The following is a 21,750-nucleotide window of genomic DNA, read 5'->3' on the forward strand; positions in this document are numbered from 1 at the left end:
GCTCCATGCAACTCGGGGTTCCGCGGTCCGGCAGTCGTTGCCGTTCGTTGCCACGGATCCGATCAGCGCAGCGCGGGATCACGGGCGCCACCCCGGCGTCACGAGGCCGGTCTCGTAGGCGAAGACGACGAGCTGGGCGCGGTCGCGGGCGCCGAGCTTGATCATCGCCCGGGACACGTGCGTCTTCGTGGTCATCGGGCTCACGAACAGCTGCTCGGCGATCTCGGCGTTCGTCATCCCCACGGCGACGAGCTGCATGACCTGGCGCTCCCGGTCGGTCAGGACGCCGAGCTCCGGTGCGAGGGAGGACGGCTTGGCGTGGGTGGCGTACGCCTCGACCAGGGAACGGGTCGCCCGGGGCGAGAGCAGGGACTCCCCCGCGACGACGGTCCGGATCGCCCGGAGGAGTTCGGCCGGCTCGGTGTCCTTCACGAGGAACCCGGCAGCACCACCCCGGATCGCCTCGAACACGTGGTCGTCCTCCTCGAAGGTCGTGAGGATGACGACGTGCACGCCGGCGAGTTCCGGGTCGGCCGAGATCCGCTGCGTCGCCGAGAGACCGTCAGTACCCGGCATCCGGATGTCCATCAGCACGACGTCGGGGAGTTCCCGCCGGGCGACGTCCACCGCGGCGTCACCGTCGCCGGCCTCACCGACGACGGTCATCCCGGGTTCGGCGTCGACGAGCGCCCGGAGTCCCGCGCGGACGAGCACCTGGTCGTCGACGAGGAGCACGCGGATCGGGTCGGAAGTGGTGGGGTCGGTGGTCATCGGATGTCCTCCGGTTCGGTGCCGACGATCGGCAGGCGCGCTGCCACCCGCCAGCCGCCGTCGGTCGTCGGCCCGGAGGACAGCGTGCCGTCAACCGCGTTCGCACGTTCGCGCATCCCGATGATCCCGTTGCCGGTCGACGCGAGCGGTTCGGTCGACGGGATGCCGGCCGCCTGCGACTGCGCCGGGTGGTCCTCGACGAGGAGGTCGACGACGTCCGGCCCGATCGAGATCGTCACGGCGGCTCGGTGCCCCGGGGCGTGCTTCATCACGTTGGTCACCGACTCCTGCACGATGCGGAAGGCGTTCCGATCGGTGACGCCGTGCACGCCCGCACGATCGCCGTCGAGCGACAGGGTGACGTCGACGCCGGCGGCACGCGCTCGCTCCACGAGCTCGGCGACGCGATCGAGGCCGGCGGTCGGGGCGCGTTCGGACCCCTCGCCGTCAGCCGCCCCCTCGCGCGTTCCGTCGACCGAACGGAGGACGCCGAGGATCGTGCGGAGCTCGACGAGGGCATCGCGGCTCGAGTCCCGGATGTTGGCGAGGGAGTCCCGGGTCTGTTCCGGCAGGTCAGCGCCGAGGTGGAGGGCGACACCCGCCTGGAGGTTGATGAGCGACATGCTGTGGGCGACCGAGTCGTGCAGTTCCCGGGCGATCCGGACCCGTTCGTCCGTGGCGCGGCGACGGTCGGCCTCGGCACGCTGCCGACGGCGTTCAGCGACGCGCTCGAGGCGGACCCGGACGAGCTCGGACACCGCGATCGTCACCGTGACCCACGCCACGCACAGCAGCACGGCGCTGAGGTCGAGCACCGAGGAACGGCCGAGGACGGCGTCGGCGGTCGGGAGCACGGCGATCGCGACCGCCCCGGAGACGGCGACCCACCACCTGTGTCCGCGGAGCCAGGCGTTCGCCATGGCCATCGTGAGGGCAGCGACGAACGGTCCGCGCGGACTCACCACCAGGGCGAAGCCGACCGTCGTGGCCAGGGTGACGAGCAGCACGCCCCGCGGCCAGCGCCACCGCCACGGGAGCACGACGACACCCGCCACGAGCAGGGCGATCGCGATCGGCCCGACGAGCACCGGGTCGACCGTGCCGCCGAAGGCGTGCCGCGCCCACGGGGGTCCGCCGTTCGACCCGTCGCCGCCGGCTGAGGTCGCGAAGCGGGACGCGACGAGCGTGCCGACGATCTGCAGGAACGCCACGGGCAGCACGCGCCCGACGCGGGCGAAGCGTCGACGCCCGCCCCAGCGGGAGGCGTCGGCGACGGTCGGGGTGCGGTCCATGGCTCGAGCCTAGGGTCGGTGCTGAACTCCGGCATCGGGCGGGAGCACGACCTGTGGACTACTCCCGCGGGAGTAGTCGCCTGGTGAGGAGGACGTGCCCTACGACCGCGGGAGCAGGCGGAAGTGGGCCTCCGTGGCGGACGCGCGCCATGCCTCCAGACCGGATCCTGGAACGGTCGCGACAGCGGCACCGAAACCGACCTCAGGAGGTCCTCGTGCTCACCAACACCATCGCAGCCACCGCCCCGTACTGGCACGGCGGCGGGTTCCCGTTCTTCGTCTTCCCCGCGTTCTTCTTCTTCGCGTTCCTCGTCGTGTTCGTGGTGTTCGGGGTCCTCCGTCGCGGCAGCTGGCGTGCTCGTTCGGACGCGCGGTCCGTGCTCGCCGACCGCTTCGCCCGCGGCGACATCGACGCCGAGGAGTACCGCTCGCGGCTCTCCGAGCTCAGCCGGAAGTGACCGACAGCGCCGCGAGGATCGCCGTCACCGTGTCGTCGACCGACCCGTCGATCGGCACGGCGACGGCGGCCTCGTCCGGCTCCGGCCGCTCCAGCGTGGCGAACTGCGAGTCGAGCAGCGACGTCGGCATGTACTCGTGGTGCCGGTGCGACTGCCGCTCGGCGATGAGGTCGTGCGAGCCGTCGAGGTACGCGATGACGAGGCCCGGAGCCGATTCGCGGAGACGGTCGCGGTAGACGCGCTTGAGCGCCGAGTTCGCCATCACGCACCGGCTTCCGGATGCCTCGACGGACGCGATCCGGGCGGCGCAGGCATCGAGCCACGGCCACCGGTCCTCGTCGGTGAGCGGGATGCCCTGACGCATCTTCTCCTTGTTCGCGGCCGGGTGCAGGTCGTCCGCGTCGACGAACACGCTCGGGTCACCACGGTCGGCGAGCGCATCGGCGAGGGCCTGACCGATCGTCGACTTGCCGGAGCCGGAGACCCCCATCACGAGCACGGGCGGGAGGACAACGCTCTCGGTCATTCCTCCACAGTATTGGTCGGGGTGAACAGTCATCCCCAGTTGCCGTAACACCCGTGCGGTCCCGAGCCGCGGACCGTAGGTTGGTGGCGAACGTCAGGACAAAGGAGACCTTCGTGGCAGACAACAACGGACAGGCGAACATCGGCGTGGTCGGTCTGGCGGTGATGGGGTCGAACCTCGCGCGCAACCTCGCGTCGCGTGAGGGCAACACGGTCGCGGTCTACAACCGCACGTACGCCCGCACCGAGGAGCTGCTGAACGAGCACGCCGACGCCGGGTTCATCGCGTCCGAGTCGATCGACGACTTCGTCGCCTCCCTGTCCAAGCCGCGCACCGCCATCATCATGGTGCAGGCCGGCAAAGGCACCGACGCCGTCATCGAGCAGCTGGCCGAGCGGTTCGAGGAAGGCGACATCATCGTCGACGGCGGCAACGCGAACTTCCACGACACCATCCGGCGTGAGCACGACCTGCGCGAGAAGGGCCTCAACTTCGTCGGCACCGGCATCTCGGGTGGTGAAGAGGGCGCGCTGAAGGGCCCGTCGATCATGCCCGGCGGCTCGAAGGAGGCCTGGGAGACGCTCGGCCCGATCCTCAAGTCGATCGCGGCGGTCGCCGAGGGCGAGCCCTGCGTCACCCACATCGGCACCGACGGCGCCGGCCACTTCGTGAAGATGGTGCACAACGGCATCGAGTACGCCGACATGCAGCTCATCGCCGAGTCCTACGACCTGCTCCGTCGCGTCGGTGGGCTCAGTGTCGAGGACCTCGTGAAGGTGTTCGACGAGTGGAACGGCGGCGACCTCGAGTCCTACCTGATCGAGATCACCGTCGAGGTCCTCAAGCAGCAGGATGCCGACACCGGCAAGCCCCTCGTCGACGTCATCCGTGACGAGGCCGGCTCGAAGGGCACCGGTGTCTGGACCGTGCAGAACGCGGTCGGTCTCGGCATCCCCGTCTCCGGCATCGGCGAAGCGGTGTTCGCCCGTGCCGTGTCGTCCAAGCCGACCCAGCGGTCCGCGGTGCAGAAGGCCTTCCCGGACCGCCCCACCATCGCCGAGGTCGCCGACGGGTTCGCCGACGACGTCCGTGCAGCGCTGTACGCGTCGAAGGTCGTCGCGTACGCGCAGGGCTTCGACCTGATCATCGCCGGGGCCAAGGAGTACGGCTGGGACATCAACCTCGGCAACATCGCGAAGATCTGGCGCGGCGGCTGCATCATCCGCGCCCAGTTCCTCAACCGCATCGTCGAGGCGTACGACAAGAACCCCTCGCTCGAGAGCCTGCTGGTCGACCCGTACTTCGCGAACGCCGTGCAGGAGGGCGAAGCCGCCTGGCGCCGCATCGTCGGGATCGCCGCAGCGTCGGGGATCCCCGCACCGGGCTTCTCGTCGGCGCTGTCGTACTTCGACTCGCTCGCCTCCGACCGCCTGCCCGCCGCCCTCATCCAGGGGCAGCGCGACTTCTTCGGTGCGCACACCTACCAGCGCATCGACAAGGACGGCACCTTCCACACGCTGTGGTCCGACGACGACCGCCGCGAGGTCGACCAGGAACCGTCCACCCACTAGACCGCGGCGACAACCGCACCACGGGAAGGCCTCGCCGATCGGCGGGGCCTTCCGCCTTCCCGTCCACGCCGCAGGACGCCGCGCGCCCGCCGCAAGACGCCACGCGCCGCGCCGCAAGACGCCCCGAGCCCTGCCGCAAGCCGCTACGCGACGATGCGCTCCCGTGCCAGGTCAGCGACGAGCCGTTCGAGCCGCGGCCCGCGCCCGAGCATCCGCCGCGAACCCGGGGCCGCGCGGACGAAGAACGTCGCCACCGCCGTCGTGTCGTCGGGTCGGACGTAGTGCATGGCGATCGCCCAGGACCGGCCGTCGCCCTGCACGTCTTCGAGTCCGACGTGCACCATGCGACTCCACCGGATCACGAGCAGCCGGGTCGCGCGTCGATCCTCGAGTTCCCACAGCGACGCCTCGGTCGCGCCGAACGCCCATGTCACACGGTGGCCGAGCGAGACCTCGGGTCGGATCGTCTCGATCGAGGTACGGAGTTCCGGGGTCGGAGCAGCGGGGACCAGCCACACGGTCGGGTCGATGCGGCGGATGGCGAGTGCAAGGGCCTCGTCCTCGCGGCGCCGTCGGATCGACTGCGCCCGGACCACCGCCACCCCGATGACCACGACGCCGAGTGTGATCGCGACGACCTCGGCGATCCCGAAGTACGTCAGGTCGGCGTCCGGCGTCGTGGCCACGACGATGATCCGGGCGGTGAGGAGGGCGGCCCACACGCCGACGATGACCCAGCGCAGGACCATCAGGCGTCGTACGGCGGACATCGGGTGGCGTTCCCGTCGCCGGGCGCGACCGAACCGCGGAACGCGGTCGGGTCGCCTCAGCACACCCTGATCCTCGCACGCCCCGCTCGGTACCGGCTGGCTCGGCCCGGTGAACGGGTGCCGAACCACACCAGGCCCGCGAACGGGACCTGAAGCACACCCGGCCCGATGGACGGACGCAGACCCACTCCTGCCGACCAGCCCCACGTGCACGACTGTCAGCCCACGCGCGGCAGCCGCGACCTACGCTCGGCCCGTGACCACTGACGTCGAGACCGCAGTCGAGACCGCACCACGGACCGTCCATCGACCGGTGTTGCTCGCGGCGGGCGCCGGTCTCGTCGCCGCCGCAGCGTTCTTCGCCGCCGCCGAGCTCGGCGCGCTCGTGCTGGGCGGCGCCGGCAGTCCGCTCGTGGCCGTCGGCTCGGCCGTCATCGACCTCGCCCCTCGCGGTGCGAAGGACCTCATGGTCGCCCTGTTCGGGACCGGCGACAAGGTGGCGTTGTTCGTCCTGATGGCGGTCCTCGTCGCCGCGATCAGTGCCTGCGCCGGCGTCCTCGAGCGGGCGCGGCCGCCGTTCGGGGCGCTCGTGTTCGCGGTCGGCGGGGTCCTGTCCCTCGTGGCCGTCAGCACCCGCTCCGGCAGCGGGACGTGGGACGGCGCACCGTCGGTGCTCGGCGTGGCCGCGGCGATCATCGTGCTGCGGCTGCTCGCGGTCCGGCTCCGCCGCTGGGAGGCAGCGGCCGCCGTGCCGTCCGCCGCACCGCGGCCGGCGTCGACCGAGCGTCGCGCGTTCCTGGTCTGGGGCGTCACCGCGGCGACCCTCGCGGTCGTGGTGGGCACCGCCTCCAGGCTGGGGACCTCGGCCATGCAGGCAGCGGCGGCCGCTCGTCGGGCGATCCGACTGCCGGAGCCCGCGACGACGGCGCCGGCCGTCCCCGCCGGGGCGTCGCTCGACGTCGCCGGCATCACCCCGTACGTGACCCCGAACGCCGACTTCTACCGGATCGACACCGCGCTGCGCGTGCCATCGGTCGACACCGCGGACTGGCGGTTGCGGATCCACGGCGCCGTCGACCACGAGGTCGAGCTGACGTGGGACGACCTGCTCGCCCTGCCGCTCGAGGAGCACCTCGCCACCCTGAGCTGCGTCTCGAACGAGGTCGGCGGCGACCTCATCGGCAACGCGCTGTGGCTCGGCTACCCCATCCGGCACCTGCTCGAACGCGCCGGGCCGCACGCGGGCGCCGACATGGTGCTGTCCCGCAGCGTCGACGGCTTCACCGCGGGGACACCCCTCGACGTGCTGCAGGACGACGGGACCGCGGCGCTGCTGGCGGTCGGCATGAACGGTGAGCCGCTGCCGCCGGAGCACGGTTTCCCGGTCCGGATGGTCGTCCCCGGGCTGTTCGGCTACGTGTCTGCCACGAAGTGGGTCACCGAACTCGAGGTCACCCGCTTCGCCGACGCGCAGGGCTACTGGACGCCCCGCGGATGGTCGGAGCGCGGCCCCGTCAAGCTCGAATCGCGCATCGACACGCCCCGCGACGGTTCCACCGTCGACGCCGGGTCGACCGTCGCCATCGCGGGCGTCGCCTGGCAGCCGCACACCGGGGTCAAGGCCGTGCAGGTCCGGGTCGGCGACGGCGCGTGGCAGGAGGCCACGCTCGCGGACTCCGTGTCCGCCGACACGTGGCGGCAGTGGGTGTACCGGTGGACGCCGACGAAGGGGTCGCACCGCATCCAGGTGCGTGCCGTGAGCGCGGACGGCGAGGTGCAGACGAGCGTCGAGCGGCCGCCGGCACCGAACGGCGCCTCGGGATGGCACAGCGTCGAGGTGCGGGCGGCCTGACGGTCGACGGTCAACGGCATGGAGGCGCGGCTCGACTCGGGCGACACCGTCGCATCCTCGAGACAGCGCGTCCACTGCGCCACGTCGCCGGATCCGGCGACGTCCCGTCCGGCGGGTGGCGACTCCCGCGCGCCGAGCCGCGTCCCGCGCGCCGGGCCGCGCCTCGCGCGCCGGGCCTCGCGCGTTCGGCTCGGTCTCAGCCCGGGAGGGTCGCCACGATGCAGGTGCCGTCGACGGCGTCGTCGGACTCGACGGACGCACGGAACCCGGCGTCGGCGAACAGGGCGCAGGACACCGCTGCCTGCGCTTCCGACACCTCGATGACGACCGATCCACCCGGGCGGAGCCACTCCCCTGCCCCCGCAGCGATCCGCCGGTGCAGGTCGAGCCCGTCCGCACCGCCGTCGAGCGCGACGCGGTGCTCGTGGTCGCGGGCCTCTGACGGCATCATCGGGATCGACCCGGTGGGCACGTACGGGGCGTTCACGGCGACGACGTCCACGGCGCCGCGGAACCGGTCAGGCAACGGCGCGAAGAGGTCCCCCACGACGACGATGCCCCGGTCGCCGATGTTCTCCGCGGCGACGTCCACCGCATCGGGGTCGATGTCCGCCGCCACGAGGTCGAGCGCTCCGACGCGTCCGAGCAGCGCCACCGAGATCGCCCCGGCACCGCAACACAGGTCGACGACCCGGTCGTAGCGCTGCAGACGACGCGCGGCCTGCTCCACCACGACGGTCGTCCGGGCACGAGGAACGAACACCCCCGGTGTCACGCGGATGCGGTGCCCGTCGAACGCGGCCCAACCGAGGACGTACTCGAGCGGCTCACCACCGAGCCGCCGCTGCACCACCGAACGGAGGCGTGCCGGGTCGCCGTCGCCGGCCTCGAGCAGGAGGTCGGCTTCGTCCTCGGCGAAGACGCTGCCCGCGGCCCGGAGTCGGGCCGCGAGCGCGTCACGCGCGGGTGCGGTCAAGCAGCACCATCGAACATCGAGGTGACCGACCCGTCGTCGAAGACCTCGTGGATGGCGCGCGCGATGAGCGGAGCGATCGGCAGGACCTCGAGCCGGTCCCAGCGCTTCTCCTCCGGCAGGGGCAGCGTGTCCGTGACGACCACCCGGTCGATGAACTCGCTCTGCAGCAGCTCGGTCGCCGGGTCCGAGAACACCGCGTGGGTCGCCGCGACGACGACACCGGTGGCGCCGGCGGCCTTGAGCGCCTCTGCGGCCTTGGCGATCGTTCGACCGGTGTCGATGAGGTCGTCGACGAGCAGGCACACACGGCCGGAGACGTCACCGACGATCTCGTGCACGGAGACCTGGTTCGGGACCAGCGGGTCACGGCGCTTGTGGATGATCGCGAGCGGCGCGCCGAGCTTCTCGGACCAGATGTCGGCGACCCGGACGCGACCCATGTCCGGCGAGACGACGGTGAGCGTCGACGGGTCGAGGATCTCCTGGAAGCGCTGGAGCAGGACGGGCATCGCGAACAGGTGGTCGACGGGGCCGTCGAAGAAGCCCTGGATCTGCGCGGCGTGCAGGTCGACGCTCATGATCCGGTGGGCGCCCGCGGCCTTGAACAGGTCGGCGACGAGCCGGGCCGAGATCGGCTCACGCCCGCGGCCCTTCTTGTCCTGCCGGGCGTAGGGGTAGAACGGCGCCACAACGGTGATGCGCTTCGCCGAGGCACGCTTCAGCGCGTCGACGATGATGAGCTGCTCCATGAGCCACTCGTTGATCGGCGCGGTGTGCGACTGGATGACGAAGGCGTCGCAGCCGCGGACCGACTCATCGAACCGGGCGTAGAGCTCCCCGTTCGCGAAGGTCCGGGCGTCGGTCGGGACGAGCTCGACACCGAGTTCTTCGGCGATCTCGGCCGAGAGCGCCGGGTGTGCTCGTCCTGAGACGAGGACGAGTCGTTTCTGGCCGGTCGTTTTGATTCCGGACAAGTGCGGTGCTCACTCCCTGACCCCGCGGGGCCGTGTCGATCGGCCCGAGAGCCGTCAGATCTGTTCGCCGTTCGCGCGCCGAGCCGCCTCGGCCGCCGGCGTGCCGGGTCGGTGTTCCTCGACCCATCCGTCGGTGTTGCGCTGTGGGGCGTAGCTGATGGCCAGCGAACCGGCCGGTACGTCCTTGCGGACGGTCGTACCCGCGCCGGTGTACGCCCCGTCGCCAATCCTAACCGGGGCGACGAACACGTTGTGCGAGCCTGTACGGACGTTCGACCCGACCTCGGTCCGGTGCTTGTGCACGCCGTCGTAGTTCGCGGTGATGGTGTTCGCGCCGATGTTCGAGTCCTCGCCCACTTCGGCATCGCCGATGTACGACAGGTGCGGCACCTTGCTGCCCCGGCCGATCGTCGCGTTCTTCGTCTCGACGAACGTCCCGATCTTGCCCTGGTCGCCGAGGATCGTGCCCGGGCGGAGGTACGCGAACGGCCCCACCGAGGCCCCGTCGCCGATGACCGCCAGGGTCGCGTCGACGCGGTTGACGACCGCACCGGCACCGACCTCGGTGTCGCGGAGGGTGGTGTCCGGGCCGACGACCGCCCCGGCGGCGATCGCGGTCGCGCCCACGAGCTGCGTGCCCGGGAGGATCTCGGCGTCGGGTTCGATCGACACGTCGAGGTCGATCCACGTGGTGGCCGGGTCCTGCACGGTGACCCCGGCGAGCTGGTGACGGCGGACGATGCGCTCGTTGAGCACCCGGGCGGCGTCGGACAACTGCGCGCGGTCGTTGATGCCGGCGACGAGCCACGGGTCGGTGAGGGTGACGACGTCGATCCGGCCGCCCCGCTCGCCGATGAGTGCCGGCGCGTCGGTGATGTACTTCTCGCCCTGCGCGTTCGCCGTGGTCAACGACGGCAGCACTGCACGGAGGTGGGTGACGTCGAACGCGTAGATGCCGGCGTTCGCCTCGGTGATGGTCAGCTGCTCGGCCGACGCGTCCTTGTGCTCGACGACCCCGACGAACGCCCCGTCGGCGCCGCGGACGATGCGGCCGAGCCCGGTGGGGTCCGGAGCGATCGCGCTGACGAACGTCGCACCGTTGCGACCGTCGACGTGGGCGTCCACGAGCGACCGGAGGGACGGCGCGTCGAGCAGCGGCACGTCGCCCGACAGCACCACGACGGCGCCGTCGAAGTCCGCGGGCAGCGCCTGCACGGCGACCTCGACCGCACGCCCGGTGCCGGGCACGTCGTCCTGGTCGACGACGATCGCGTCCGGCGCGCGCTCGACGACCTCGGCCGCGACCCGGTCACGCTCGTGCCGCACGACGACGGCGACGTGCTCGGGCTCGAGGGACGACGCCGTCCGGAGCACGTGTGCGATGAGCGGGAGGCCCGCGAGACGGTGCAGCACCTTCGGTGTGGACGACTTCATGCGCGTGCCCTGCCCGGCGGCGAGGACGACGACGGCGATCCGCTGGTCGGTCATGCCACCATCCTGGCGCACGCGACCTGCGGAGTCCGACCGAGCCGCGGCTCTGTGCGTAACCGTGCGCTGAACCGCACCTGTGGAGGAGTGCCGAGCCGCGCCTCCAGGCCGGGTCAGCGACGACATTCCGACCCATCACGGTTGCGATGGGAGGCAGGAACGCGCGTGGGAGGACGGAAGTTTCGACCTCCTACGCGCGAAACGACCTCCTAAGCGCGGAACGGCTCCCCCCACCCGGCCCTTCGCCGCCGAGCCGCCTCCCGGCGGGGTCAGCGCCTCCAGGCCGGGTCAGCGACGACATTCCGACCCATCACGGTTGCGATGGGAGGCAGGAACGCGCGTAGGAGGCCGGAAGTTTCGACCACCTACGCGCGAAATGGCCACCTACGAGCGGAACGGCTCCCTACGCGCGGACCGGCTCGCGCCGCACCAGCGCCATCAGCACCAGCCCGGCGACGAGCACCACCACGACGCCGAGGATCCCGTACCGCGTCGACCCGCCGACGGTCACCGCGACCCCGAACAACGCCGGGGCCAGGAACGACGCCGCGCGGCCGGTGGTGGCGTACAGGCCGAAGAGCTCGCCCTCGCGGCCGGGCGTGGCCAGCCGGGCGAGGTACGCCCTCGAGGACGCCTGCACCGGCCCGACGAACACCGCCAGCGTCAGGCCGAGCACCCAGAAGCCCGCCGTCACCGTGCCCACCGCGAAGACGCCGATCCCGCACACCGCGAGCCCGACGAGCGACACCGTGATGATCGCTCGAGAGCCGAAGCGGTCGTCGAGCCGCCCGGACAGGAACGTGGCGAGACCGGCGACGACGTTCGCGGCGATGGCGAACAGGATGACCTGCGCCGGGCTGAACCCGAAGACCTGCGCGGCGACGATCCCGCCGAAGGTGAACACCGCACCGACACCGTCCCGGAACACGGCGCTCGCGAGCAGGAACGCCAGAACGTTCCGCCGCTCGCGCCAGAGCCGGGCGATGTCCCGCCCGAGGTCCCGGTAGGCGCCGAACACCCCGCCGCCGCGCACCGAAGGGTCCGACGCGGCCTCGGGCACGGTGACGAACAGCGGGATCGAGCTGACCGCGAGCCAGACGGCGGCGATGCCGATCGCGACGCGGACGTCCCACTGCCCGGACGCCACGGTCGCCGGCAGCTGCAGGAGTCCCGCGACGTCGCCGCCACCGAAGTCCTGGATGCACAGCACGAGCAGCACGACGAGCAGCACGATGCCGCCGAAGTACCCGGCCGCCCAGCCGATCGCCGAGACCCGCCCGGTCTCCTCCCCCGACGCGACCTGGCCGAGCATGGCGTTGTAGCCGACGCTCGCGATCTCGTACGCGACCGTCCCGATGCCGAGCAGGGCGGCACCGAGCAGCAGGTACGGCTGACTCGGTGCGACGAAGACCATGCCGGCGATGGACAGCACGATGCCGATCGTGGCGATGAGGACCGAGCGCCGGCGGTGCCCGGACGAGTCGGCGAGGCGGCCGATCGCCGGGGCGACCAGGGCGACGACGATCCCTGCGATGGTCAGTGCCGTCGAGACCACGGCCGCGTTGTGGGCGAGCGCGCGTTCGACGATCGCCTTCCCGGCGGTCGAGGTGTCGGCGACGAGCGCGGGGTCGACGAACGCCCGGCTCGCCAGGTAGGTGCTGAACACGAACGTCGTGACGACGGCGTTGAAGGCCGCGGACCCCCAGTCCCACAGGGCCCAGGACACGAGCGCGCGGCGGTCGGTGCGCTGCGGCACTGCAGCCGCGGGGGAAGCCGTCATGCGCGAACCGTAGCGCGTCCGGGTGTCGCGCCGGTGGCCCCAGTCGGGGCGTCCCGACGCGGGTCGCGTGCAGTGGTGGTCACCAGCAGGCGGACTGGAGGCGCGTGGCGGCGCCGCCACGCGCCTCCAGTCCGGCCTTGGTCGCCCGGCAAGGGCGACGTTCGTCGCCGCCGCGGACGGTGCGACGTCAGGCGGGGACGCCACCCGGGTAGACCACTGACTTGAGTGACTCGGGGTCGGTGTCGCTCTCGAGTGCCTCGCGGACCTCGTCGAGACCGAACCGCCCCGTCACGAGCGAGTCGAGGTCCACCTGCCCGGAGGCGACCAACTCGATCGCGACCGGCCACGTGCCGGTGTACCGGAAGATCCCGGTGACCGTGACCTCGAGGTTCTGGATGTGCTCGACCGGCAGCGTCATCTCGGAGTTGCCGAGCCCCACGAGGACCGCGGCACCGGCTGGTCCGACTGCCTTGATGCCGTCGGAGACCGCGCGCGGGGCGCCGCTGGCGTCGATGAACGCGTCGAACGGCGGCAGGTCGGACGCGACGGACACCACGGTCGGGTCGACGGTCTCGGTGGCACCGTACGACAGCGCACGCTCGCGACGCTCCGGGACGAGGTCGCTGATGACGATCCGCGAGGCGCCGAACGCCTTCGCGGCCTGCGCGCAGATGATCCCGATCGGACCGGCACCGGCGATGAGCACGCTCGAACCGGGGACGATCCCGGCCTTGCGGACGGCGGCGATGCCGACGGACAGCGGTTCGAGCAGCGCGCCTGCCTCGAAGGACACCGAGTCGGGCAGCGTGTGTGCGAACGCGGACTCGATCGTGACGAACTCGGCGAAGGCCCCGTCGACGGGCGGCGTCGCGTAGAAGCGCATGTGCGGGCAGAGGTTGTAGCGCCCGGTGAGGCACTGCGCACACCGGTGGCAGGGCCGCTGCGGCTCGATCGCGACGCGCTCCCCGACGCGGGCCGGGTCGACGCCCTCGCCGACGGCGGCGATCGTGCCGGACAGCTCGTGGCCGAGGACGAGCGGCTCCTCGACGACGAAGTCCCCGATGCGGCCGTGCCGGTAGTAGTGGACGTCGGAGCCGCACACGCCCACGGCGGCGACCCGGACGAGCACGTCGCCGGGGTCGACGGTGGGGACGGGTCGGTCCTCGACGGTGAGCTCCTGCGTGCCGAGCAGGACGCTCGTGCGCTGACGCTGGACGGAGGTCATGGGGTTCTCGATTCAGTGGTGGGTGATGACGGGTCGAGCAGGAGGTCGCGGAAGCCGATCTCGGCGGCACCGCGCACCAGGACGTCGGTGCCGAGGGCGGCCGGGACGATCCGGAGCCGCTCGGTCATGGCCGGCATGGACTGGGCACGGACGTCGGCTTCGATGCGGCCCCCGACGTGGCCGAGGAGGGTCCCGAGGAACCCGCCGAGCACGACGACCTCCGGGTCGACCGTGTGGATCGCGTTCCGGAGCCCCGTCGCGAGCGCGGTGACCTGCCGGTCGACGACCCGCTCGACCTCCGGGCGTCCGGCGGCGAGCGCCACGGCGAGCGCCGCCAGGTCGTCCGGTGGCGTGCCGGTGACGAGCGTGAGGGCTGATCGGGAGGCCTCGGTCTCGAGGCACCCGACGGCACCGCAGTGGCAGCGGATGCCGTTCGCGGCGACGAAGGTGTGACCGAGCTCCCCCGCGTACCCGTCTGCGCCGCTGAAGGGTCGGCCGGCGCTGACGATCCCGCCGCCGATGCCGCTCGCGCCGCCGTTGAGGTACACCAGGTCGTCGACACCGCGGGCGCTGCCGTACAGGCGCTCCGCCCAGGCGCCGAGGTTGGCGTCGTTCGCCGCACGCACCGGGAGCCCGATCCGGTCGGCGAGGGGCGCGGCGAAGGGTTCGTCGCGCCACCCGAGGTGCGGCGCGTCCCGGACGGTGCCGTCCTCGACGCGGACGATGCCCGGGACGGCGACGCCGACCCCGACGATCCGGGCTGCTGGGTCGGTCCGGGCCGTCAGCACCGCGAGGACCCGGGCGACGGCGTCCATCGCCTGCGCTGCGCTGGGGACGTCCTGCTGGGATTCGACCTCGCGGTCGCGCACGGTGCCGTCGAGGCCGACGAGTGCGACGCCGACCGCGTCGATCTCGACCGTGACCGCCGCGGCGAGCACGTCGCTCGAGGCTCGGACGACGCTGCTCGGTCGCCCGACGCCGGCTCCGGGGGTGCCCGGCGCGGGGGTCTCCTCGTGCACGAGTCGGAGGTCGACGAGCTCCCCGACGAGTGCGAGGGTCGTGGACCGGTTGAGCCCGGTGCGGCGCGTCAGTTCGGCGCGGGTGACCGGGCCGTCCTCGTGCACGATGCGGAGGACCCGCGCGGCGTTGCCGGGCGCCGCCTGCTTGGGCGCCGCCTGCTTGGGCGCCGAGACTCGGCCTGCGCGACCGTTCTCGGGCCCTGGAGCGCGAGAGCTGTCGCTGCGGCCGAGTCTCGGGCCCCGCGCGCCGCTCACCGCGACCGCGAGAACGCCGCGTCGAACGATGCCTCCGGCGGCGCGATCGTCCCGAGCCGCCGTACGAACGCCAACGCCTCCGGCCCGCCGACGAGCCGGTCCATCCCGGCGTCCTCCCACTCGACGCTCGTCGGACCCGCGTACCCGATGTGGTTCAGCACGCGGAACACCCGCTCCCACGGCACGTCCCCGTGCCCGGCGGTGACGAAGTCCCAGCCGCGCCGGGGGTCGCCCCACGGCAGGTGCGACGAGAGCCGCCCGTTCCGACCGTCGAGCTGCTTGACCGACTCCTTGCAGTGCACGTGGTAGACCCGGTCGGCGAAGTCGAGCAGGAACGCGGCGGGGTCGAGGTCCTGCCACACGAAGTGCGACGGGTCGAAGTTGAACCCGAACGCCGGCCGGTCCGCGAACACCTCGAGCGCGCGCTGAGCCGTCCAGTAGTCGTAGGCGATCTCGGACGGGTGCACCTCGAGCGCGAAGCGGACCCCGACCTCCTCGAACACGTCGAGGATCGGCGACCACCGGTCGTGGAAGTCCTGGTACCCGGCGTCGATCATCGAGGCGGGCACGGGCGGGAACCCGGCGACGGTCTTCCAGATCGAGGAGCCCGAGAACCCGGTGACGGTGTCGACGCCGAGCGCCGCGGCCGCACGCGCGGTCCACTGCAGTTCCTCGGCGGCACGCTGCCGGACGCCCTCGGGATCGCCGTCGCCCCACACGTGCGGCGCGAGGATGTCCTCGTGGCGCTGGTCGATCGGGTCGTCGCACACGGCCTGGCCGGTCAGGTGGTTCGCGATGGTCCAGACCTGCAGGCCGTTCCGCTCCAGGATCGCCCGGCGGTCGGCGACGTACGACGGGTCGGTCGCGGCACGACGGACGTCGAGGTGGTCGCCCCAGCAGGCGATCTCCAGCCCGTCGTACCCCCACTCGCCCGCGAGGCGCGCGACCTCCTCGAAGGGCAGGTCCGCCCACTGGCCGGTGAACAGGGTCACCGGTCGCGTCGTCGCCTGTCTGGAGGCACGGGTCGTGTCCGTCATGCTGCTTCCTTCCTCCTGTGGCCGGTGCTCGGTCACCACGTGTCCGGTCGTGCGCCGAGCGGTACCGTCTCCGGCCGTGCCGGCCGGGACCGGACCTCGACGACGACGTGCTCGCGGGAGGCCGTCCCGACCGCTTCCATGATCTCGAGCACGTGGAACGCGAGCTCGCCCGGAGCACGGTGCGCTCGGTCGGTGGCGATCGCGTGGGCCATGTCGGCGAGGCCGTAGCCGCGTCCGGCGTCGGCGTACCCGGCGCTCGTCGGCAGGTCCCGCCACTCGCGGGTCTCGGCGTCGGCGATCGACACCGTGTCCGAGAACCGGTTCGGGTCGGGGACGCCGAGGGTCCCGGCGGTGCCGTAGACCTCGAACAGCGGGCTGCGGGTGGCCCAGACCTCGAACGAGACCGTCACCGTGGAGACGACGCCGCTCTCGTGCTCGAGGATCGCCACGACGTGGGTGTCGACGTCGACCGGGATCGGGGTGCCCGCGTTCGGTCCGGTGGCGATGGTCCGCTCCCGGGTCGACCGCGTGCCGCTGCCGCTGACCCGCACGACCGGGCCGAAGAAGGTGACGAGGCTGGTCAGGTAGTACGGCCCCATGTCGAGGAGCGGTCCGCCGCCCGGCTGGTAGTAGAACGCGGGTGCCGGGTGCCACAGCTCGTGGCCCGCCGCACTCCAGGCGACCGAAGCCCCGACGGGAGTCCCGATCAGCCCGTCGTCGAGCGCGGCACGGGCGGTCTGGATGCCGGTGCCGAGCACGGTGTCCGGTGCGCTGCCGACCCGCAGGCCGGCCCGGTTCGCGAGCTCGAGCACGGGCGCTGCCTGCTCCGTCGAGAGCGCGAGCGGCTTCTCGCCGTACACGTGCTTGCCGGCGGTGAGCGCTCGGGTGGCGACCTCGGCGTGGGCGGCGGGGATCGTCAGGTTGAGCACGACGTCGACGTCGTCCGCGGCGAGGAGCTCGTCGACGCTCGTGCCTCGGACCCCCTGGGTGGCCCCGATGGAGCGTGCCCGGTCGACGTCGAGGTCGGCGACCGCGGTGAGTTCGAGCCCGTCCAGCGACGGGAAGTGGTCGAAGTACTGCTGGCTGATGACGCCGACCCCGACCACTCCGACCTTCATCGGGCTGCCCACAGGAGTCCCCTCTCGATGATCGTGCGGAGCGGCTGTGACTCGACGACCTCGAGCCGGTGCCCTGGGGCGGACACGAACACGCGCCCATCGCCCCACTGCCGGGTCCAGATCGCGGGCGCCGTGACCGGTCGGTTCCAGGCGTCGAAGTCCCGGGCCGCCTGCGTGGTGGTCGCGAGGACGTCGTTGTACTCGTCGCTCAGCACCCAGTACTGCTCGGTGACGAGGTCGAAGTCCTCGAGGCCCTGCGTGATCGGGTGCTGGTGCCCGAGGTCGGTGATGTGCACCGTGTACGGGATGTAGTTGTCGGACTGCTCGCCGACGCGTTCCGCGGGGGCCTTGGCCGCGTGGTGGGCGAACTGCCCGCCGATCATGTGCAGGTAGTCGGCGGTGTTCCGGAAGGCGTCCGCGATGCCGCCGTGCCACCCGGCCAGTCCGGTCCCGCGGAGGACGGCCCGCTGCAGTCCGGCGAACTCGTCGTCGGCGATCGTGGACATCGTGACGACCTGCACGATCAGGTCGACCGAAGCCATGACGGCCTCGTCGGCGTACACGGCGGTCGAGTCGGACACCCGGACGTCGAAACCGTTGTCGCGCAGGAACGGCACGAACGAGTCGGTGGTCTCGAGGGGCTGGTGGCCGTCCCACCCACCGCGGACGACGAGGGCGTTCTTCGTCGGAGCCACTCAGATCACCGTCCAGCTGCTGCCGTCGGCGGCGCTGCGTTCGACGGCGTCGAGCACGCGCTGCACGTGCAGGCCGTCCTCGAACGACGGCGACGGGTCGGTGCCGGCGACGATCGCCTCGACGAAGTCCTTCACCTGGTGACTGAAGGTGTGTTCGTACCCGATGAGGTGTCCGGTGGGCCACCACGCCGCCATGTAGGGGTGCTCGGGTTCGGTGACGAGGATGCGACGGAAGCCCTGCTCCCCAGCCGGCGCCGACGACTCGTACAGCCGGAGCTCGTTCATGGACTCGAGGTCGAACTGGATCGCACCGTCGGACCCGCTGATCTCGAGCGTCAGGCCGTTCTTCCGGCCGGTGGCGTACCGCGTGGCCTCGAACGTGCCGATCGCTCCGTCGGCCGCGCCACCGCCGAGCCGTGCGGTGAAGAACGCGGCGTCGTCGACCGTGACCTGCCCGCGTTCACTCGACGCGGTGCCGGAGAGTCCGACGCCGTCGGCGAGCAGCGGGCGCTCGGTCACGAAGGTCTCGAGCAGCCCCGACACCGTGGTGAGCGACGCACCGGTGACGTGCTCGACCAGGTCGATCGCGTGCGCACCGATGTCACCGAGCGCTCCGGACCCGGCGAGTTCCTTGTCGAGTCGCCACGTCATCGGGCCGTCGGCGTCGGCCAGCCAGTCCTGCAGGTACAGCGCGCGGACCTGCCGCACGGTCCCCACCCGGCCGGACGCGACGAGCTGCTTCGCGAACGCGATCGCCGGGACGCGTCGGTAGCTGAACCCGACCATCGCGCGCACACCCTTCACCCGGGCAGCCGCGGCGGCAGCGGTCATCGCCTCGGCCTCGGCGACGCTGTTGGCGAGGGGCTTCTCGCACAGCACGTGCTTGCCGGCCTCGAGCGCGGCGATCGCGATCTCGACGTGCGACGAACCCGGCGACACGATGTCCACGACGTCGATGTCCGGGTCGGCGACGACGGCACGCCAGTCGGTGGACGCGGTCTGCCAGCCGTACTGCGCCCGCGCAGCCTCGGTGCGGTCCGGATCGCGCCCGACGACCACCGCCATCTCCGGTTCGGCCCCGAGGTCGAAGAACCTCGGGGCGGTCCGCCAGGCCTGTGAGTGCGCGGCTCCCATGAAGCCGTGCCCGATCATGGCGACCCGCAGTCGATCCTGTGCCATCCGCTCGCTCCCTTGCGATCACGTCCTTGCCACAGCCAACACTACCGCTTATGTTGGGCGCGGCAACATTTTGTTTCGACGACGAACGGTGACCCCCATGGCAACGACGCCCACCCGTGCAGACAAGTTCTCCTTCGGTCTCTGGACCATCGGCTACAACGGCTCCGACCCCTTCGGCGGCCCGACCCGCCCCGCCCTCGACGTGGTCGAGGGCGTCGAGAAGCTCGACGAACTCGGTGCCTACGGCCTGACGTTCCACGACGACGACCTCTTCGCGTTCGGCTCGACCGACGCAGAACGCCAGAAGCAGATCGACCGGCTGAAGGGCGCGCTCGACGCCACGGGCATCGTCGTGCCGATGGTCACCACGAACCTGTTCTCGGCCCCGGTGTTCAAGGACGGCGGCTTCACCTCGAACGACCGCCAGGTGCGCCGGTTCGCGCTCCGCAAGGTCCTGCGCAACATCGACCTGGCTGCTGAGCTCGGTGCGAAGACGTTCGTGATGTGGGGCGGCCGCGAGGGCGCCGAGTACGACGCCGCGAAGGACGTGCAGGCCGCGCTCGAGCGCTACCGCGAGGCCGTGAACCTGCTCGCCGACTACGTCACGGACAAGGGCTACGGCATCCGGTTCGCCATCGAGCCGAAGCCGAACGAGCCCCGCGGCGACATCCTCCTGCCGACCCTCGGCCACGCGATCGCCTTCACCGAGACGCTCGAGCGCCCGGAGCTCTTCGGCATCAACCCCGAGGTCGGCCACGAGCAGATGGCGGGCCTGAACTTCACGGCCGGCATCGCCCAGGCGCTCTACCAGGGCAAGCTCTTCCACATCGACCTCAACGGGCAGCGCGGCATCAAGTACGACCAGGACCTCGTGTTCGGTCACGGCGACCTGCAGAACGCGTTCTCGCTCGTCGACCTGCTCGAGCACGGCGCCCCCCAGGGCGGCCCGGCGTACGACGGCCCGCGCCACTTCGACTACAAGCCGAGCCGCACCGAGGACATCTCCGGCGTCTGGGACTCGGCGGCCGCGAACATGCGGATGTACCTCCTGCTCAAGGAGCGTGCCGAGGCGTTCCGCGCCGACCCCGAGGTCCAGGCAGCGCTCGAGGCGTCCAAGGTCCCGGAGCTGAGCACCCCGACGCTGAACAGTGGCGAGTCGTACGACGACTTCCTCGCGGACCGCTCCGCGTACGAGGACTTCGACGCCGAGGCGTACTTCGGCGGCAAGGGCTTCGGCTTCGTCAAGCTGCAGCAGCTCGCCATCGAGCACCTCATGGGCGCTCGTTCCTGATGGCACTGGTCGCGGGGGTCGACTCGTCGACCCAGTCCTGCAAGGTCACGATCCGCGACGCGGACACCGGTGCCGTCGTCCGGGAGGGACGTGCGTCCCACCCGGACGGCACCTCCGTCGACCCCCGCCACTGGTGGGACGCACTCGGCACCGCGGTCGCGGACGCCGGCGGGCTCGCTGACGTCGGAGCCGTCGCGATCGCCGGGCAGCAGCACGGCATGGTCGCGCTCGACGCCGACGGTCACGTGGTCCGCGACGCCCTCCTCTGGAACGACGTGCGCAGTGCGGATGCGGCCGCGCAGATGGTCGACGAGCTCGGCCGGGAGGCATGGGTCGCCCGGACGGGTCTGGTGCCGGTCGCGTCGTTCACCGGCACCAAGCTGCGGTGGCTCCGCGATGCGGAAGCCGCGAACGCAGCGCGCGTCGCCGCGGTCGCGCTCCCCCACGACTGGTTGTCGTGGCGGCTGCGCGGGTACGGTCCGGCCGACGAGAGCCCGCTCGGCCCCGACCTCGACGCCCTCGCGACGGACGCCTCCGACGCCAGTGGCACCGCGTACTGGGACCCGGTGCGGCGGGAGTACGACGCCGAGCTGTTCGAGCTCGCGCTCGGTCGCCCGCTCCGGGTCGCCGGGTCCGAGCCGTCACCCGACACCGTCGTGGTGCCCCGCGTCGTCCTGCACGACGAGGCGATGGGCACGCTGGACAACGACGTGCCGCTGCCGAACGGCGCCACGGCGCCGTCCGGCCTCGTCGTCGGCGCCGGACTCGGCGACAACGCCGGGGCAGCGCTCGGCCTCGGTCTCGGCCCTGGTGACGTCGCGGTGTCCCTCGGCACGAGCGGCACGGTCTTCGGGGTCACCGACGCCGAGGTGCGCGACCCGAGCGGCACGGTGGCGGGCTTCGCCGACGGAGGCGGGTCGCGCCTCCCGATCGTCACCACGCTCAACGCGGCCCGCGTGCTCGAGGTGATCGGCGGCCTGCTCGGCGTGGACCACGACGCGCTCGGCGCGCTGGCGCTGCAGGCGCCGGCCGGTGCCGACGGACTCGTCCTCGTGCCGTACTTCGTCGGCGAGCGCACCCCGAACCGGCCGGACGCGACCGCGTCACTGCTCGGCATGACGCCCGCGACGACGGACCGTGCGCACCTGGCGCGGGCCGCCGTCGAGGGGATGCTGTGCGCGCTCGCGGACGGCCTCGCGGCCGTCGAGGACACCGGCGTCACGGTGGAACGGCTGCTGCTCATCGGCGGTGCCGCCCGCAACGACGCCGTCCGCGTCGTCGCCGCGCAGGTGTTCGGGCGGGACGTCATCGTGCCGGAAGCCGGCGAGTACGTCGCGGCGGGCGCTGCGAAGCAGGCCGCGTGGGCGCTCACCGGCGCTCTACCGACCTGGGCGACCGACTCGACGACCGTCCCGGCGGACCCGCACCCCGCGGTGCTCGCGCAGTACCGTGGAGCGGCTCGCTGACACCAGC

The 21,750-nt window shown here is 72.0% G+C and carries 19 protein-coding genes; 5 read left to right on the top strand and 14 right to left on the bottom strand.

Going from position 1 to position 21,750, the window contains the following annotated elements:
* Positions 1-78 precede the first annotated feature (78 nt).
* Positions 79-771 (bottom strand): response regulator, encoded by a 693-nt coding sequence (locus FS532_RS14190; protein WP_144755657.1) that lies wholly within the window; start codon positions 769-771, stop codon positions 79-81.
* Positions 768-2,063, bottom strand: a complete 1,296-nt coding sequence (locus FS532_RS14195) for a sensor histidine kinase (protein ID WP_144755660.1) — start codon at positions 2,061-2,063, stop codon at positions 768-770. The genes FS532_RS14190 and FS532_RS14195 overlap by 4 nt, the downstream gene beginning before the upstream one ends.
* Positions 2,064-2,278: 215 nt before the next feature.
* On the opposite strand from FS532_RS14195, the gene FS532_RS14200 reads away from it, so the two are divergent.
* The gene (locus tag FS532_RS14200) at positions 2,279-2,521 is read left to right on the top strand and encodes a hypothetical protein (protein WP_144755664.1); all 243 of its coding nucleotides are present in this window, start codon (positions 2,279-2,281) and stop codon (positions 2,519-2,521) included.
* Here FS532_RS14200 and FS532_RS14205 read toward each other — a convergent pair.
* A complete protein-coding gene (locus FS532_RS14205; protein WP_144755667.1) occupies positions 2,508-3,047 on the bottom strand; it encodes a gluconokinase in 540 nt (179 codons plus the stop codon). The two genes, FS532_RS14200 and FS532_RS14205, sit on opposite strands and share 14 nt — an antisense overlap.
* Positions 3,048-3,160: 113 nt before the next feature.
* On the opposite strand from FS532_RS14205, the gene gndA reads away from it, so the two are divergent.
* Positions 3,161-4,618 (top strand): NADP-dependent phosphogluconate dehydrogenase, encoded by a 1,458-nt coding sequence (gene gndA, locus FS532_RS14210; RefSeq protein ID WP_144755670.1) that lies wholly within the window; start codon positions 3,161-3,163, stop codon positions 4,616-4,618.
* Between the two features lie 143 nt (positions 4,619-4,761).
* On the opposite strand, the gene FS532_RS14215 is transcribed toward gndA, so the two are convergent.
* Positions 4,762-5,388, bottom strand: coding sequence for a hypothetical protein (locus FS532_RS14215; RefSeq protein ID WP_144755675.1), 627 nt, complete (start codon positions 5,386-5,388; stop codon positions 4,762-4,764).
* 256 nt (positions 5,389-5,644) lie between these two features.
* Here FS532_RS14215 and FS532_RS14220 point away from each other — a divergent pair, with 256 nt between their 5' ends.
* On the top strand, positions 5,645-7,240 hold the full coding sequence (locus FS532_RS14220) for a molybdopterin-dependent oxidoreductase (protein ID WP_144755678.1): 1,596 nt from the start codon (positions 5,645-5,647) through the stop codon (positions 7,238-7,240).
* A 196-nt stretch (positions 7,241-7,436) separates the two neighbouring features.
* Here the strand turns inward: FS532_RS14220 and FS532_RS14225 are convergent, their stop codons facing one another.
* The 10 genes from FS532_RS14225 to FS532_RS14270 form a co-directional block, all read right to left on the bottom strand.
* On the bottom strand, positions 7,437-8,216 hold the full coding sequence (locus FS532_RS14225) for a putative protein N(5)-glutamine methyltransferase (RefSeq protein WP_144755681.1): 780 nt from the start codon (positions 8,214-8,216) through the stop codon (positions 7,437-7,439).
* Entirely contained in the window at positions 8,213-9,190 is a 978-nt protein-coding gene (locus FS532_RS14230; protein WP_144755684.1) for a ribose-phosphate diphosphokinase, read from the bottom strand. The genes FS532_RS14225 and FS532_RS14230 overlap by 4 nt, the downstream gene beginning before the upstream one ends.
* Positions 9,191-9,244: 54 nt before the next feature.
* Positions 9,245-10,678 carry a bifunctional UDP-N-acetylglucosamine diphosphorylase/glucosamine-1-phosphate N-acetyltransferase GlmU gene (gene glmU, locus FS532_RS14235; RefSeq protein ID WP_144755686.1) on the bottom strand — a complete coding sequence of 478 codons (1,434 nt, stop codon included), beginning with the start codon at positions 10,676-10,678 and terminating at the stop codon, positions 9,245-9,247.
* Between the two features lie 403 nt (positions 10,679-11,081).
* Positions 11,082-12,458 (bottom strand): MFS transporter, encoded by a 1,377-nt coding sequence (locus FS532_RS14240; protein ID WP_144755689.1) that lies wholly within the window; start codon positions 12,456-12,458, stop codon positions 11,082-11,084.
* A 187-nt stretch (positions 12,459-12,645) separates the two neighbouring features.
* Positions 12,646-13,683 (bottom strand): NAD(P)-dependent alcohol dehydrogenase, encoded by a 1,038-nt coding sequence (locus tag FS532_RS14245; RefSeq protein ID WP_144755692.1) that lies wholly within the window; start codon positions 13,681-13,683, stop codon positions 12,646-12,648.
* The gene (locus FS532_RS14250; RefSeq protein WP_369008466.1) at positions 13,680-14,807 is read right to left on the bottom strand and encodes an ROK family protein; all 1,128 of its coding nucleotides are present in this window, start codon (positions 14,805-14,807) and stop codon (positions 13,680-13,682) included. The genes FS532_RS14245 and FS532_RS14250 overlap by 4 nt, the downstream gene beginning before the upstream one ends.
* 146 nt (positions 14,808-14,953) lie before the next feature.
* Positions 14,954-15,994 carry a sugar phosphate isomerase/epimerase family protein gene (locus FS532_RS14255; protein ID WP_144755698.1) on the bottom strand — a complete coding sequence of 347 codons (1,041 nt, stop codon included), beginning with the start codon at positions 15,992-15,994 and terminating at the stop codon, positions 14,954-14,956.
* Between the two features lie 32 nt (positions 15,995-16,026).
* Positions 16,027-17,112 (bottom strand): Gfo/Idh/MocA family protein, encoded by a 1,086-nt coding sequence (locus FS532_RS14260; protein WP_186322087.1) that lies wholly within the window; start codon positions 17,110-17,112, stop codon positions 16,027-16,029.
* The gene (locus tag FS532_RS14265; RefSeq protein WP_144755703.1) at positions 17,109-17,807 is read right to left on the bottom strand and encodes a ThuA domain-containing protein; all 699 of its coding nucleotides are present in this window, start codon (positions 17,805-17,807) and stop codon (positions 17,109-17,111) included. Before FS532_RS14265 ends, FS532_RS14260 begins: the two co-directional genes overlap by 4 nt.
* Positions 17,808-18,986, bottom strand: coding sequence for a Gfo/Idh/MocA family protein (locus FS532_RS14270; protein WP_144755706.1), 1,179 nt, complete (start codon positions 18,984-18,986; stop codon positions 17,808-17,810).
* 97 nt (positions 18,987-19,083) lie between these two features.
* Here FS532_RS14270 and xylA point away from each other — a divergent pair, with 97 nt between their 5' ends.
* Both xylA and FS532_RS14280 read left to right on the top strand, forming a co-directional pair.
* The gene (xylA, locus tag FS532_RS14275) at positions 19,084-20,277 is read left to right on the top strand and encodes a xylose isomerase (RefSeq protein WP_144755709.1); all 1,194 of its coding nucleotides are present in this window, start codon (positions 19,084-19,086) and stop codon (positions 20,275-20,277) included.
* Entirely contained in the window at positions 20,277-21,743 is a 1,467-nt protein-coding gene (locus FS532_RS14280) for an FGGY family carbohydrate kinase (protein ID WP_144755711.1), read from the top strand. The genes xylA and FS532_RS14280 overlap by 1 nt, the downstream gene beginning before the upstream one ends.
* The last annotated feature ends 7 nt before the right edge of the window (positions 21,744-21,750 follow it).

It is taken from the genome of Curtobacterium pusillum (assembly GCF_007673235.1).
In the GTDB taxonomy this organism is placed as follows: Bacteria; Actinomycetota; Actinomycetes; order Actinomycetales; family Microbacteriaceae; genus Curtobacterium; species Curtobacterium pusillum_C.

Excerpts from the sequence above, each read along its gene's own strand:
- FS532_RS14190 (WP_144755657.1), bottom strand. The coding sequence starts at position 771 with ATGACCACCGACCCCACCACTTCCGACCCGATCCGCGTGCTCCTCGTC.
- FS532_RS14195 (WP_144755660.1), bottom strand. The coding sequence starts at position 2,063 with ATGGACCGCACCCCGACCGTCGCCGACGCCTCCCGCTGGGGCGGGCGT.
- FS532_RS14205 (WP_144755667.1), bottom strand. The coding sequence starts at position 3,047 with ATGACCGAGAGCGTTGTCCTCCCGCCCGTGCTCGTGATGGGGGTCTCC.
- FS532_RS14215 (WP_144755675.1), bottom strand. The coding sequence starts at position 5,388 with ATGTCCGCCGTACGACGCCTGATGGTCCTGCGCTGGGTCATCGTCGGC.
- glmU (WP_144755686.1), bottom strand. The coding sequence starts at position 10,678 with ATGACCGACCAGCGGATCGCCGTCGTCGTCCTCGCCGCCGGGCAGGGC.
- FS532_RS14240 (WP_144755689.1), bottom strand. The coding sequence starts at position 12,458 with ATGACGGCTTCCCCCGCGGCTGCAGTGCCGCAGCGCACCGACCGCCGC.
- FS532_RS14245 (WP_144755692.1), bottom strand. The coding sequence starts at position 13,683 with ATGACCTCCGTCCAGCGTCAGCGCACGAGCGTCCTGCTCGGCACGCAG.
- FS532_RS14255 (WP_144755698.1), bottom strand. The coding sequence starts at position 15,994 with ATGACGGACACGACCCGTGCCTCCAGACAGGCGACGACGCGACCGGTG.
- FS532_RS14260 (WP_186322087.1), bottom strand. The coding sequence starts at position 17,112 with ATGAAGGTCGGAGTGGTCGGGGTCGGCGTCATCAGCCAGCAGTACTTC.
- FS532_RS14270 (WP_144755706.1), bottom strand. The coding sequence starts at position 18,986 with ATGGCACAGGATCGACTGCGGGTCGCCATGATCGGGCACGGCTTCATG.
- xylA (WP_144755709.1), top strand. The coding sequence starts at position 19,084 with ATGGCAACGACGCCCACCCGTGCAGACAAGTTCTCCTTCGGTCTCTGG.
- FS532_RS14280 (WP_144755711.1), top strand. The coding sequence starts at position 20,277 with ATGGCACTGGTCGCGGGGGTCGACTCGTCGACCCAGTCCTGCAAGGTC.